General features: G+C 37.0%; 14 protein-coding genes. 5 read left to right on the forward strand and 9 right to left on the reverse strand.

Annotated elements, in window-relative coordinates; genetic code table 11:
• Positions 1-162: 162 nt before the first annotated feature.
• Together ACKI2W_RS06335 and ACKI2W_RS06340 are read right to left on the reverse strand one after the other, a co-directional pair.
• Complete coding sequence (locus ACKI2W_RS06335) at positions 163-1,074, reverse strand: ADP-ribosylglycohydrolase family protein (protein WP_407380342.1); 912 nt, start codon at positions 1,072-1,074, stop codon at positions 163-165.
• A 71-nt stretch (positions 1,075-1,145) separates the two neighbouring features.
• Positions 1,146-1,472, reverse strand: a complete 327-nt coding sequence (locus ACKI2W_RS06340; RefSeq protein WP_407380344.1) for a hypothetical protein — start codon at positions 1,470-1,472, stop codon at positions 1,146-1,148.
• Positions 1,473-1,548: 76 nt separating this feature from the next.
• Between ACKI2W_RS06340 and ACKI2W_RS06345 the strand changes: the two genes are divergently transcribed.
• Positions 1,549-2,721, forward strand: coding sequence for a metallophosphoesterase (locus ACKI2W_RS06345; protein WP_407380346.1), 1,173 nt, complete (start codon positions 1,549-1,551; stop codon positions 2,719-2,721).
• Positions 2,722-2,726: 5 nt separating this feature from the next.
• A complete protein-coding gene (locus tag ACKI2W_RS06350) occupies positions 2,727-3,143 on the forward strand; it encodes a C-GCAxxG-C-C family protein (RefSeq protein ID WP_407380349.1) in 417 nt (138 codons plus the stop codon).
• On the opposite strand, the gene ACKI2W_RS06355 is transcribed toward ACKI2W_RS06350, so the two are convergent.
• The 4 genes from ACKI2W_RS06355 to ACKI2W_RS06370 are packed head-to-tail and all read right to left on the reverse strand — an operon-like array spanning position 3,140 to position 5,935.
• The gene (locus tag ACKI2W_RS06355; RefSeq protein ID WP_407380351.1) at positions 3,140-3,715 is read right to left on the reverse strand and encodes a hypothetical protein; all 576 of its coding nucleotides are present in this window, start codon (positions 3,713-3,715) and stop codon (positions 3,140-3,142) included. The two genes, ACKI2W_RS06350 and ACKI2W_RS06355, sit on opposite strands and share 4 nt — an antisense overlap.
• Positions 3,716-4,357, reverse strand: coding sequence for a flavodoxin (locus ACKI2W_RS06360; RefSeq protein WP_407380353.1), 642 nt, complete (start codon positions 4,355-4,357; stop codon positions 3,716-3,718).
• A gap of 5 nt (positions 4,358-4,362) precedes the next feature.
• Positions 4,363-5,193: an SDR family oxidoreductase gene (locus tag ACKI2W_RS06365; RefSeq protein WP_407380355.1), complete on the reverse strand. Its 831-nt coding sequence runs from the start codon at positions 5,191-5,193 to the stop codon at positions 4,363-4,365.
• Positions 5,194-5,242: 49 nt separating this feature from the next.
• Positions 5,243-5,935, reverse strand: coding sequence for a class I SAM-dependent methyltransferase (locus tag ACKI2W_RS06370; protein WP_407380357.1), 693 nt, complete (start codon positions 5,933-5,935; stop codon positions 5,243-5,245).
• A 99-nt stretch (positions 5,936-6,034) separates the two neighbouring features.
• Here ACKI2W_RS06370 and ACKI2W_RS06375 point away from each other — a divergent pair, with 99 nt between their 5' ends.
• The gene (locus ACKI2W_RS06375; protein ID WP_407380359.1) at positions 6,035-6,544 is read left to right on the forward strand and encodes a YgjV family protein; all 510 of its coding nucleotides are present in this window, start codon (positions 6,035-6,037) and stop codon (positions 6,542-6,544) included.
• Here ACKI2W_RS06375 and dusB read toward each other — a convergent pair.
• The gene (dusB, locus tag ACKI2W_RS06380) at positions 6,541-7,527 is read right to left on the reverse strand and encodes a tRNA dihydrouridine synthase DusB (protein ID WP_407380361.1); all 987 of its coding nucleotides are present in this window, start codon (positions 7,525-7,527) and stop codon (positions 6,541-6,543) included. The two genes, ACKI2W_RS06375 and dusB, sit on opposite strands and share 4 nt — an antisense overlap.
• Positions 7,528-7,689: 162 nt before the next feature.
• Positions 7,690-9,174 (reverse strand): sodium-dependent transporter, encoded by a 1,485-nt coding sequence (locus tag ACKI2W_RS06385; RefSeq protein ID WP_407380363.1) that lies wholly within the window; start codon positions 9,172-9,174, stop codon positions 7,690-7,692.
• 281 nt (positions 9,175-9,455) lie between these two features.
• Between ACKI2W_RS06385 and ACKI2W_RS06390 the strand changes: the two genes are divergently transcribed.
• Positions 9,456-10,412, forward strand: coding sequence for a hypothetical protein (locus ACKI2W_RS06390; RefSeq protein ID WP_407380365.1), 957 nt, complete (start codon positions 9,456-9,458; stop codon positions 10,410-10,412).
• Between the two features lie 48 nt (positions 10,413-10,460).
• Here the strand turns inward: ACKI2W_RS06390 and ACKI2W_RS06395 are convergent, their stop codons facing one another.
• On the reverse strand, positions 10,461-11,309 hold the full coding sequence (locus ACKI2W_RS06395; RefSeq protein WP_407380367.1) for a DUF1002 domain-containing protein: 849 nt from the start codon (positions 11,307-11,309) through the stop codon (positions 10,461-10,463).
• A 113-nt stretch (positions 11,310-11,422) separates the two neighbouring features.
• On the opposite strand from ACKI2W_RS06395, the gene ACKI2W_RS06400 reads away from it, so the two are divergent.
• A complete protein-coding gene (locus tag ACKI2W_RS06400; RefSeq protein WP_407380369.1) occupies positions 11,423-12,070 on the forward strand; it encodes a hypothetical protein in 648 nt (215 codons plus the stop codon).
• Positions 12,071-12,174: the final 104 nt, after the last annotated feature.

Here is a 12,174-nt window from a genome sequence, read left to right on the forward strand (position 1 = left end):
GATTTTAACTTATTTTTTGTTAACTGAGACAATAGATGGAAAGTTACTCTCGACAGGTCATTAATATTTAATTAACTTAAATCCTAATCAATATTTAATTTTTTAATTGTCATGGTGATAGAATTATTTGAAATTATTTCATTTAATGAATATGATGAAGAGTTAATCTTCATCACAGTATTTTTCGAATTCTTCGCAAAATGAAATCACTTGATCAATTTTATCCACTGCATCAATCCATTCTTCAGGAATTTCATCGTATCCGTAATAGATTCCTGCAAGGCCTCCGCAAATGGCCGCTGTTGTATCAGTGTCTCGGCCTAAATTCACTGCCTTAAGCACGGCATCCCTGTAACTGTCAGTGGTTTTAAGGCAAAAGATGCTGCTTTCAAGTGAGTCAAGCACATATCCTCCGCTGCTTATCGTGTCCTCATCATCCAGTTCATCGTTGAATATTCTTTTGAAGTGTTTCAGTTCTTCGCAACCTTCATAATATTCAATAATCTTTTCGCTTGCGTTTTTAACATAATCTTCTATGGGTAAATCATTATTTTCAATCATTGATTTGGCAATTTCGATATACAATACGCAGGCGATTCTGGACCGTTTATGGGCGTGTGTCAGTGCGGATATGTTTTCTATTGTTTCATAATCGATATCTGGAATGTATGCTAAAGGAATAATTCTCATCAATGATCCGTTTCCGTTGCTTCTCTCACCTCTTCCTCCACATTCCAATGCAGAGTTTCCGTCAAGATAATTGAAAAGAGCATCGGCTGTCGTATTTCCAACGTCAAAATTTGCTCTTTGACAGTATTTGTCCTGTTTGAGCCAATAGCAAAACTCCTGCATAATGTCTTCATAATCAATGCATTTCCTGTTTACGATGCTTGCCATAGTGGCCAGCGTCAGTGATGTATCATCAGACCAGGTTCCTGCCTTTTGATGATGTGTTCCTCCGCCAATCATTCCTGTTATTGGATTTTCCCTTAGATATTCCCTTGATTTGAATTCTACAGGTACGCCCAAGGCATCTCCAATCAATAAACCGATGATTCCGTCTTTAACTTTCATAGTGTAGTATATGTTTTTTTGATTATATATAATTTGGTGATATATTGTTGTTAATTTCAAATATTTTAAAATTAAATCATTTTTCTCAGTTCATCAAGATTCTTTTTAATGAATTCCTTATTTTTAGGGTCGGCCAGGATTTTATATTGTTCTTTTTTTGTTTTTCTATATGATTCGTCCATGATAATCTGCAAATCATCGATATCGCTGGACAAAATAATGTCTAATTTGCTTTTCTGCTCATCTGTCAATCCGTCCATATAATATTGAACCGTTGATTTGAACTTTGAAACTAAGTTTGAATTTGTACCTGCCATCATTTTTAAAATAAAAGCAGGGGCTAGCGTAAAAAGATAATGATGCTCTTTTACGTCTTCATATGATATTCCATCACTCATTATATCACCGACAATATAATTTATATGTTCTTTTATAAAAAATAATATGTGAAAAGTTATACTTGGGGTGGTTTGTATGAAAATCATAGTAATCAGTGACATTCATTTGGGAATTGATGATAGAATTGCTGAAAATGTTAAAAATAAACCTTTGTTGATTTCATTTTTAAAGAAAATTCAAAATGAGAAACTGGCCGATGAAGTCGTAATAAACGGGGACTTTTTAGACCAGTGGTTTCTGCCGGGAAATTACAAAACAAATCCTGACAGTGATGCGTTCTACAAGGAAGTTGCCGAAAACAACAGGGACGTGATTGATGAGTTCCAGTCATTGAATGACTCCGGAATCAGGCTTGTCTATGTTCCCGGAAACCATGACATGACACTGTCACACAGGACTCTGGAAGACATATTGCCAGGAATTGTCCAGTCAAGGGATGTCCGAGGTCTTGGAAGATACCGTACCGGCAGGAGAGGGGAGATTGTAGTTGAACACTCCCACAGATACGACCTCTTTTGCGCTCCGGATATCCTAACCAACAGGGAATTCATGGAATACGGCGAGCCTATTCTTCCTGCAGGATACTTTTTTGCAAGGGTAGGCGTAACCTCATTTGCTGAGGGAATGCCTGAAGTTGAAAAGGAAATTAAGGAGATTTCCATGCCTTCTTCTGATGATGATGACCAGCTTGCCGCATATGCTTACTTTAAGGTCTGGGAAAATGTCTTGCTTAACATGTTTCCTGTAAACGAGTCTTTTGATGAGGAGTTCATCAATGTTGCCGTCGACGGATTCAGGGGAAGCTTTTCAATCAATGACCTGATTCCCAAGGAGCATGATGACGGAATCTATGCCAAATTATACAGGAATGTGCAGAGAAACTGGGCTGAAGTGCAAAGACGCAATTTTGTCCCTTGCCCGAACACTCCTGTGGAATGCCTGAAAAACCTTTTAAATAAGGATTACTATATTGATTATTCCAGAAGGCAGTATTTTGACCTTGATCCTACTGTTGACGTGGTTGTCTTCGGTCACACCCATCTTCCGGCATACAGGGTTTATGATGGCTATGACAGGCCTAAAGTCGTTGTAAATGAGGGAACATGGATTGATAAAAATACGGATGATTTGGAAAACACCGCAACATTTACATTAATAGATTCTGGTGCTGAGAAAACTGAAGTGGAGCTTTTAAAGTATGTTGATGGTGAATTTGTGGAAGTTAAAAATGAATATGTGGAGAGTTGATTTTAATGTCTAAAGTTAATGAAGCGGTAAAGTTATTTGAAAGCGGACATCTCTGTTCGCAGGCGGTTTTTGAAGTGTTCAGTGAAGATTTGGGGCTTGCATCAAGTGAAGCATTTAAGATTGGGGCCTGTTTCGGCAGCGGCATGCGCAAAGGCGAAGTCTGCGGCGCCTGCACAGGTGCACTGATGGTGCTGGGATTGAAATATGGTGAAAACAAAGCAAAATGCGATGAGGTTTCTAATAAATTTTTTGATGAGTTCAAAAAGGAAAACGGGTCATATCTTTGCAGGGATTTGCTTAAATGCGATATCAGCACTCCTGAAGGAGTGCAGTATGCACGTGACAACAATCTGTTTAAGGAATTCTGTCCAAAGATGGTTGCCTCAGCAGCAGAAATTGCTGAAAAGATAATGGATGATTAGCTTTTCAGATTAACTAAAGCAATAATCATCAAAACGATTCCGGTGTAATATATGGAATTAATCATGATATTCTCCGTAATCATGGCAAAACCGTAGTTTCCTGTTAAATGATTCCAGAAATCAACCTGAATCAGGCAATATATTCCAAATAATATGATGATTGGAAATATTGCTTTTTTATATTTTATTTTTTTAACCAATCCATTCATATTGATGCCTAAATGCAGGCCTAAAAGAATTACGGATAGGTATGCAAGAATTTTGTGAAGATAGATTGTAGTTAAATTGCCCATATCTATGAACTGGCCTGATATCAGTCCAAAGGCACATGATAGGATGAATACTGCCATGAATGCAATGTTAATTGCCAGCATTATCTTTCTTTTCCTATTATATTTGCCCTTATTGATGCCTTTCAGATACTTTCTGTTCAGGTAGAGATGAATGATGATAAGAATTATCAGGCAGATTCCGATTATTTCGTGAATTGTGGGGTCGAGATATTGTCTTGAAAATTCAATTATCATCAGAATGAACAATAAGACATCTACAATTATCTTTTCAGTTTTCATTTAAAATCCTAAGCCTTTTAGCCATTCTATGGTATGCTGTTTGCCGTATTCGGTTCTTGCGGTCTTTCCATCAATTGCAAGTCCGTCAGTATTCACCTTAGCTTCTGGAAGCTGTGATGCTATCGTCTGATATGTTCCGGCATCCCCTGATCCCTCATGGGTATTGAAAGGAATAACTGTCTTTCCATTGAAATCGTATTGTTCAAGGAAAGTATACATTATATTCGGCAAGTCTCCCCACCATATAGGATATCCGATGAATATCGTGTCATAGTTGTCGAAATTATCTATCCTGTTTTTGATTTCAGGCCTTGCATTGTCTGACTGCTCTTTTGATGCCTGGTCGGTAGTTTCCTTATAGTCATCAGGATACGGATTAACAGGAACTATTTCAAATGAATCGGCGTTCAGATATTCTTTGATGTATGATGCCATCATTGCAGTGTTCCCGACTTCCACCTCTCCGACATTATAGTTTTCGCCGGTTTTTGAGAAGTACACTACAAGGACTTTGCCGTTAGTGTTGTTTTTCTTAAGAATATCGTTTGATTTTGATTCCGCATCGCTCATTGCTGCAGCTTCGCTTATCCCCACTGCCAGAATAATCAATGCAATAATGCTTATAATAATTATTTTTTTCATTTCAATCACAATTTCGGTCTTAATTTTCCATAGAAATATGATGCGGTTGCTCCGCCGTCTATTAAAATATCTGAGCCTGTAATGAATGCTCCTTCATCGCTCATGAGCAATCTTGCAACGCTTGCAACTTCATCTGCCGTTCCGGGTCTTCCTGACGGACAGTTTGCAAACATGTTTTTGTAGAAGTCTCCTCTAGGTCCGTTGAATTCGTCAATTGCAAGTGGAGTCACTATGATTCCGGGAGATATTGAGTTGATTCTGGCTCCTTTTTCGCCCCATCTGCATGCCTCATACATAACTCTTTTCACGTTGCACCTTTTGGCCAGCTGGTATGCGTGAAGAGTATCGTCTATGTTTTCCGGCTGCAGAACTTCCAGGTCAAGCAGTTCCTCGGTTGGGGTCATCGCCAGCTGTTCATCAATTTCAGCGCCCAGCTGTTTCATCCGGTGACCGGATTGTGATGAGATTGTCACTCCGCTTCCGCCTTCCTTGATTACTTTCCCGACTTCCTCAAGCAAAACTGCCGTTCCGTACAGGTCCACTTTCAGGATGGCTTCTATTGGGGCCTGTGAAGGGGATACTCCCGCAGCATTGATGAAGTATGCAATTTCACCGTATTTTTGTGCTTCTTTTATTATGCTTTTTATTGATTCCCTTGATGATATGTCGCATTCATGAGCTTCACAGTCAAATCCTGCTTCAGTCATTATTTTAGAGATTGTCTCAGCATTGCTTAGGTTTTTATCGCCAATTATGATTTTTTTACCGTGCCCTATTCGTCTGGCTATCGCCATTCCGATTTGTCCGGCACCGGTCAGTAAAACTACGTCTGTCATGGTTAATGGTATTTCTTTTAAAATATATAAATGTTGCTTTAAGCAACAATCACTTTTCAGCTATGACACACATCCACTCCAGAAACCTGTCTGAAAATGAAAAGTTGTCCCAGTCGTCATCAATCAGTCTTGTGCCTTCATTGGTCATGATTTTTTCCTTTCGGTTTTTGGAGTCCTTTAAATATACTGTAATCTGGCTGAATTCATTATTTTCTAAAAATGTTCTAAGTTCCCTGTCATTATATGCGGTCATATCGATTAATTTTTCAGATATTTTCATGGTTATGTGCTCTGATCCGTTTGATTCCATGCCTATCATAAATATTCCGCCAGGTTTCAGAACCCTTTTGACCTCCCCGAAGCATTTTTCAACATCCGGCCAGAAATAGACTGTTTCAAAAGCGGTTACTATGTCAAAGCTTTCATCTTCAAATTCAAGATTCTCAACATTTCCCTGTTTGATTTCAACTGTTCCTTTTTTGATTAATTCGTCATTGACCTCTTTTGATATTTTGACGCTTTTTTCACTGTAGTCGACACCATAGACTTTTTTAGCCTTTTCACCCATTCTGTTTATGTTGATGCCTCCTCCGCAGCCGATGTCCAGTATGGTATCTGTTTCTTTGATGTCCAAATGTTTCAAAACCCACAGTGATATCGGTGTATGTTCCTTGTTCATTGATTTCAGCTGTATTTCTCCCAGTTTTCCTTTCGGTTTTCTCATGTTGTCGAAGATTCCCATAATAATCACTTGATTAATGTTATTGTTTTTTTCAATATAAAAATTTTGGCATACCTAAATTTTAAATTATTTATACCAATTCAAATTAATGTAATAGTAATGAGTTTTGCATGGAATATTGTCATAGGTAATGGAATTTCTCTTTTTGCAGGTATTTTTTTAATAATAAGCTATTACATTAACGATGCTAAAAAGGCATACCTCTATCAGTTTTTAAATGCCTTCATACTTGCCATATCATCAGTTTTCTTTTTTTCATGGGTTGGAATCACCACAATGCTTATTGCAGCAATCAGAAATCTGATGGTTTATTATGACAGGCTGACGCGCAATTGGACAATTGTATTTCTTGTTGTGACGGTCGTTTTGGGAGTTTATGTAAATACATTGGGTTTTGTCGGACTTTTGCCGGTCATTGCCGTTGTTGAAATTACCTTGTGCAATTTCCTTTTAAAGTCAATCAAACCGATAAAATTAAGCTTTATCATCAACAGTCTCATTTATATAATCTATTTCTTTGCAATATATGACTTCACTTCAGTTGCCATTGAATCATTCACCGCACTGGTCGGTGTCGTTTCTTTAGTCAGATTAATTCGTGACGATTAGTATCTTAAGGTTTCGACATAGTTATCAAGCAAATCAAAGAGTTCCTCTTCAGTATCTGTTTGAAATATCTTCTTTTTTATTTCCACGCTTCCGTGGAGGTTTTTCATGTAGTATGCCGCATTTGTCCTTAGCTTATGGGCAATGATTTTGGGATTGTCACTGTCTTCCTTAATCAGTTCGCTGTGTCTTTTAAACATCGCAAGCTTTTCTTTTGATGATACCCTTTCAGGCTCCTTTTCATAATCAAGATATTCCACGCACTGCTTGATTATCCAAGGATTTCCCATAACGCCCCTTCCAATCATTATGGCGTCACATCCGGTTTCATCAATCATTCTTTTGGCATCATAGCAGCTTCTGATATCACCGTTTCCAATCACAGGTATGGAAAGCTTATCCTTAACGTCCCTGATTATTGACCAGTCCGCTTTAACGTCATACCTGTCATGGCGGGTTCTCGGATGGACTGCAATGGCTGATGCTCCGGCTTCCTCTACTGTTTTTGCAATTTCAACTGCATTGTTTTCATCCCATCCGCTTCTGATTTTAACTGTAACCGGAATATTTACAGTATTCACTACGCTTTCAACTATTTCAAAGGCTTTTTTAGGATCTTTGAGAAGTGCGCTTCCTGCTTTTGACTTCACTGCAACTTTCGTCACGGGACATCCCATGTTGATGTCGATGATGTCAGGTTTCATGTTCTCTTCAATGTATTGGGATGCGATTTTAAATGATTCCGTATCTGATCCGAATATCTGCTGTGCAATAGGCCGTTCATATTCTCTCATCATCAGCATTTCCTGAGTCTTGTTGTTTAGATGCATTATGGCCCTTGTTGAAACCATTTCAGTTTCTATCAGTCCGCATCCCATTGATTTTACAATTCTTCTGAATGCAGAATCACATATTCCCGCCATTGGGGCTAAAACCACCTGATTGTCTATTTCGACATCACCTATTTTCCACTTCATAGTTACCATAATTCTATTTCTTTTAATCAATATTTAAAATTTGATGTAGATGGCTGTTCTTAAAAAATATTGATTAATATTATGATTCAATTAAAATAATTGTGAGGTTAATGAAAATAGCTATCATTTGTGTTTGGCATATTTTAATGATAGCTATCTTTCAGTATTTTGCTATTGAATTTTCTTGTAGAAATCCCTGTTTTTGGCGGGAAGTTTCGTGAAGATGAATGGAACAACAATGAGGACTACAGTCAGTATTGCCATGATTGATATGCTTACGGTATCTCCTGTTGAAAGGGTTGAATAGATTCCCTGAATCCACAGGCCCAATATGCAGATTGGCAATATGCATTTTATGACAGCTTTCCATGTTTTCCCGACACTTATCCTTGAGTTTTCATTTAATGTAGCTATCAATTCATCGAAGTCATATATCCAGCCGAATATGATGCATTCAAGCAATATTGCAAACAGCAATGCGAAATTGTTCAGGAATGCGTCGAAAACTCCTAAAACCATGCTTCCTGCTCCTGTTGCAAATATTGATGAAATCAGAACTCCGATAATGCACACTACAGTCGCTGATTTTTTACGTGAGAAATCGAACTTTTCGGATATTGAGTAGCACACTCCCTCAAGAAGTGCCATAATGGATGTGATTCCTGCAAATAGGATGCACAGGAAAAATAACGGTCCGATTACTGATGCAGCAGGACCCATTATGTTAAATACCTGCGGGAACACTACAAATGCAAGGCCTGTTCCTTCGGTTACCAGGTCGTTGAACGGTATTCCGCTTGTCAATGCCATGAATCCCAATATTGAAAAGATTCCGATTGAGTTAAACACTTCAAAACCTGAATTTGAAAATGCAACAATCAGTGCATTGTCCACCAGTTTGGACCCTTCAGGTAAGTAGCTTGCGTATGTAAGAGCAATTGCCATTCCCAAACTTAGGGAAAATACAATCTGTCCGAATGCGGCAAGCCACACGTTAAGATTGGTTAATGCGGACCAGTCTGGTGAAAATATCTGTGTATAACCTGAAGCCGCACCGGGCAATGTCAGTGAGTATACGACAATCACCACAACGATTATGCAGAGCAGTGGGAGCAGGACTTTGCTTACTTTCCCGATTCCGTCATTAAGATCGGTTCTTATAATCATCCAGGCAACAAACCAGATGGCTATGATGGATGCTAATACTGCAGGCACGATTGTAAATATTCCGTTAATTGAATCGATTGACTGCAGGACGCTTTGTGAGAAGAAAATGTCAGGGTTTGATCCCCATGCCTTTGTAAAGCTTAAAATAACATAAATCAAATCCCAGCCCACTACACATACGTAATATGTCGTGATTAAAAATACAATCAGCAGAACAAACCATGCTACAGGTTCCAATTTGTTGTGCACTGTGTATAAAATCTTGGATAAGGAAGTCTTGAATTTGTATCCCACAGCATACTCAACCAACACAAAAGAGATTCCCAAAAGGAATAATGACACGATGTATGGTATCATGAATGATCCTCCACCGTTTGAGTATAATACATTAGGGAATCGCCATATATTTCCCAATCCGACCGCTGAACCTATCATTGCCAGAATGAATGTTAGGTTACTGTTCCATTCGCTTCTATTTTCATTCGCCATATTTCATCACTTATTTGTTATATTTTAGGCAATGTTCAATATATAATTGGCGATATGATGTTGATTGTTCTCAAAAATGGGATATTTTGCAGTTAATGGCGGGGAATTCTATGGGGTCAATATTTTCAGGTCAGGACAATTTTCATCACTCGGGATATTTTTTTATTCTAAAAGCTATTTTTATGGATTAAAACAATTTATAGGACTTATTTTTACAAACAAAACATTTATATTTCATAAATTATAAATTAAAGAATAATTAACACGATTGGGTGATAATTATGTCAAAGAATGAAGAGGATATTATTTTTAAGGCCATCGGCAATGGTCCAATTAATGTCCTTTTAACTAAATTAGGATTTGAATCGGAAAATGTGGAAATCCTGAACACTGAACTTTTCGTGGTAAAGCTTTCCGCAAGAAAAGCGGATTTGATAATTAAATTGGATAATATGTATCTGATAATAGAGTTTCAATCATATTATGTGGGTCCTTATGATGATAAAAGATTTTCTGCATATGCACATATGTTTGATTTGAATAAGAACGATGATTTGCCTGTTTATCTGTGCGTATTGTCCACCGCTGAAGGTTCGAAAACAAAAAAATATAGAATTAATCATAAATCTGTTTTCACTTTTTCGATTGTATCATTGAAAGAAAATGATGAAAACGAAATTATAAATAATGTGAATACTAAAATAGAAAGTAACCAAGATTTGTCTGTAGAAGAATTAGTGGATTTTGCACTACTTCCTCTCATTACAAAAGAAAAAAATAAAGAAAATATATTTGCCATCGTCAAAAACGGTTTATTCGAATATGATTTTAAAGATTTTGAAACAAAGGATTTCATTTTCGGGATTGTAATGTTGTTATCCAATAAATTATTGACTGATGGTGATTTCAAAAAACAATTGGAGAATAAGCTTATGGGTCAATTAGATTGTGTATCTCGTTATATAAATGAACAAGTGTCTATGCGAGTTGATGAAGAACTAAAATGTATTAAAGAGCGAACTGATAAGGTTATGGAGCAGGTTACTCGTGATGTTACTGAGCAGGTTACTCGTGATGTTACTGAGAGGGTCACTCGTGATGTTACTGAGAGGGTTACCCGCGAAAATTCAGAAAGAATTGCTATTAATCTTTTGCATGATGGCGGTAATGTGGATTATGTTGCAATTAATACGAATCTGCCTGTTAATCGTGTAATTGAACTGAAAGAAAAAATTTAATTTCTTTCATATTATTTTTTAGATTTCAAAAAAAAGAAAAAGTTGGGATTATAAGCCTAATCTGCTAAATAATCCGTTTAAAGAAAAGTCGCCTGAATTGTTTCCTACAAATTCAGTTACTTGACTTGTGTAACTTTCTACGTCTCCTTGAACAGCTTGGACTCCTCCAATACTGGTTGCAAGGTTTTCAATACTACTGTTTGTCAGGTTAATATTGTTGTTGACTGTGTAGTTGTAAATGATATTAACTATTGTTGCATGATCAGTAATATTTTCATTTTGAACGGTTTCCTTGACGTCGTCAACTAATGAGGATAACTCGTCTGCAGTCACATTGTCGTTTTCAATGATTTCTGCTTCTGTGTAAATTTCCTCGTTAGCCGCCTCTTTTACAGTTTCTGGAATTTCAACATCAGTCACTACTTCGTATGAATTCATTATTCCTGCAAGAGCGGATTCACCGGTAGCTGATACTGGACTGGTTACATATACGTGTCCGTGAGTAATTCCAGCGGATTTTAAAGCTGAAATGTACATGTCAGCAGTTATTGTTGTGATTTTTGATTTATCAACAGTAACTTTTATGCTTCCCTGCTCATCAAGGTCCACTAATGCAGAAGATAATATTTGATTAGAATTGTAAGTTTTATGGGTAATAGTACTTGCAATCTTATTAACTTCGTCTGCTGTAATAAGTTTGTAGTTTATGCTGCCAACGTCAACATTTGCTTGTTGGCTAAAGAAGTTATCTACACTGGACTTATATTGTGCATTATTATAAGTCGCTTCACCATAGGTAATTACTTTATTGTCTGCTTGAGCTGAAAAGCCTGCAGGTAAAGCAATACCAACAATAACAATTGATAAGAGTATTATACCAATCAAAGATTTGCGCATATTTTCACCTCTAAATTATAATTATAATAAGTAGTATTTAAATGTATATGTTGATAAGTTGTGTGTATATTTAAATGTTTTGAAAATGAGAGTATTAACTGAAGGTGTTGGACTTGATAAGTGATGAGAAAGCCGTTGAAATGGCTCGTGAAATCGAGCATATAAATATAGATGTTAAAAAAACCATTGAAAAAGCAGCAACTGCAGGCTATTTGGGTGAAGAGCATTTCTACTGCAGCGTTATTCAAAATTCCAATTTCACATATCCTGTTGACCGTCTTTTTGAAAATCCTCCATCTAAAATAGGGCTTGATAATTTCTATTTTGACATAATATCCAAGGCTCTCGATGAGGAGGGAATTTATATTTCACTGGCATACTGCAATTCCGAAATGAGAACACCTCCGGATTTCATTGATGAGGTCATCGAATATGATGATTATGAACTTGATGAGGAGGATCTGTATTTTCAAAGGCAATATGTTCTATTGACTTCAAAGGTTCATAAACTGTTTAAGATATATGAGGAGGAAGGAATCTCGGGCCATAAGCCGACTGACGATATCGGTTTGCTTGTAACATATGATGACGGCCAATATTTCTCATACTTTGCCGTCAGATCAACTGATTTGTGCATGTCCTCACTTCAGGTATTTCCGCTAACGCCGGACCTTCCGAAAGAACATGTACTGTCTTTAATAAATCCTATCAATAAGCTTCTGATAGAAATGATTAATGATGTTATTGTTTTAAAGGAATAGAAATAAATTCCTTATATTTTCAACTTTTTTTGATGCAATTTCACACGGTCAAATCATTTTTATTATCCAAAAGCAATATTGCCATCTCCCAATCATATTTGATA

The organism is Methanobrevibacter sp. (genome assembly GCF_045603845.1).
Taxonomy (GTDB): domain Archaea; phylum Methanobacteriota; class Methanobacteria; order Methanobacteriales; family Methanobacteriaceae; genus Methanocatella.

Excerpts from the sequence above, each read along its gene's own strand:
- ACKI2W_RS06350 (WP_407380349.1), top strand. The coding sequence starts at position 2,727 with ATGTCTAAAGTTAATGAAGCGGTAAAGTTATTTGAAAGCGGACATCTC.
- dusB (WP_407380361.1), bottom strand. The coding sequence starts at position 7,527 with ATGGTAACTATGAAGTGGAAAATAGGTGATGTCGAAATAGACAATCAG.
- ACKI2W_RS06360 (WP_407380353.1), bottom strand. The coding sequence starts at position 4,357 with ATGAAAAAAATAATTATTATAAGCATTATTGCATTGATTATTCTGGCA.
- ACKI2W_RS06345 (WP_407380346.1), top strand. The coding sequence starts at position 1,549 with ATGAAAATCATAGTAATCAGTGACATTCATTTGGGAATTGATGATAGA.
- ACKI2W_RS06365 (WP_407380355.1), bottom strand. The coding sequence starts at position 5,193 with ATGACAGACGTAGTTTTACTGACCGGTGCCGGACAAATCGGAATGGCG.
- ACKI2W_RS06395 (WP_407380367.1), bottom strand. The coding sequence starts at position 11,309 with ATGCGCAAATCTTTGATTGGTATAATACTCTTATCAATTGTTATTGTT.
- ACKI2W_RS06355 (WP_407380351.1), bottom strand. The coding sequence starts at position 3,715 with ATGAAAACTGAAAAGATAATTGTAGATGTCTTATTGTTCATTCTGATG.
- ACKI2W_RS06385 (WP_407380363.1), bottom strand. The coding sequence starts at position 9,174 with ATGGCGAATGAAAATAGAAGCGAATGGAACAGTAACCTAACATTCATT.
- ACKI2W_RS06340 (WP_407380344.1), bottom strand. The coding sequence starts at position 1,472 with ATGAGTGATGGAATATCATATGAAGACGTAAAAGAGCATCATTATCTT.
- ACKI2W_RS06390 (WP_407380365.1), top strand. The coding sequence starts at position 9,456 with ATGTCAAAGAATGAAGAGGATATTATTTTTAAGGCCATCGGCAATGGT.
- ACKI2W_RS06370 (WP_407380357.1), bottom strand. The coding sequence starts at position 5,935 with ATGGGAATCTTCGACAACATGAGAAAACCGAAAGGAAAACTGGGAGAA.
- ACKI2W_RS06375 (WP_407380359.1), top strand. The coding sequence starts at position 6,035 with ATGAGTTTTGCATGGAATATTGTCATAGGTAATGGAATTTCTCTTTTT.
- ACKI2W_RS06335 (WP_407380342.1), bottom strand. The coding sequence starts at position 1,074 with ATGAAAGTTAAAGACGGAATCATCGGTTTATTGATTGGAGATGCCTTG.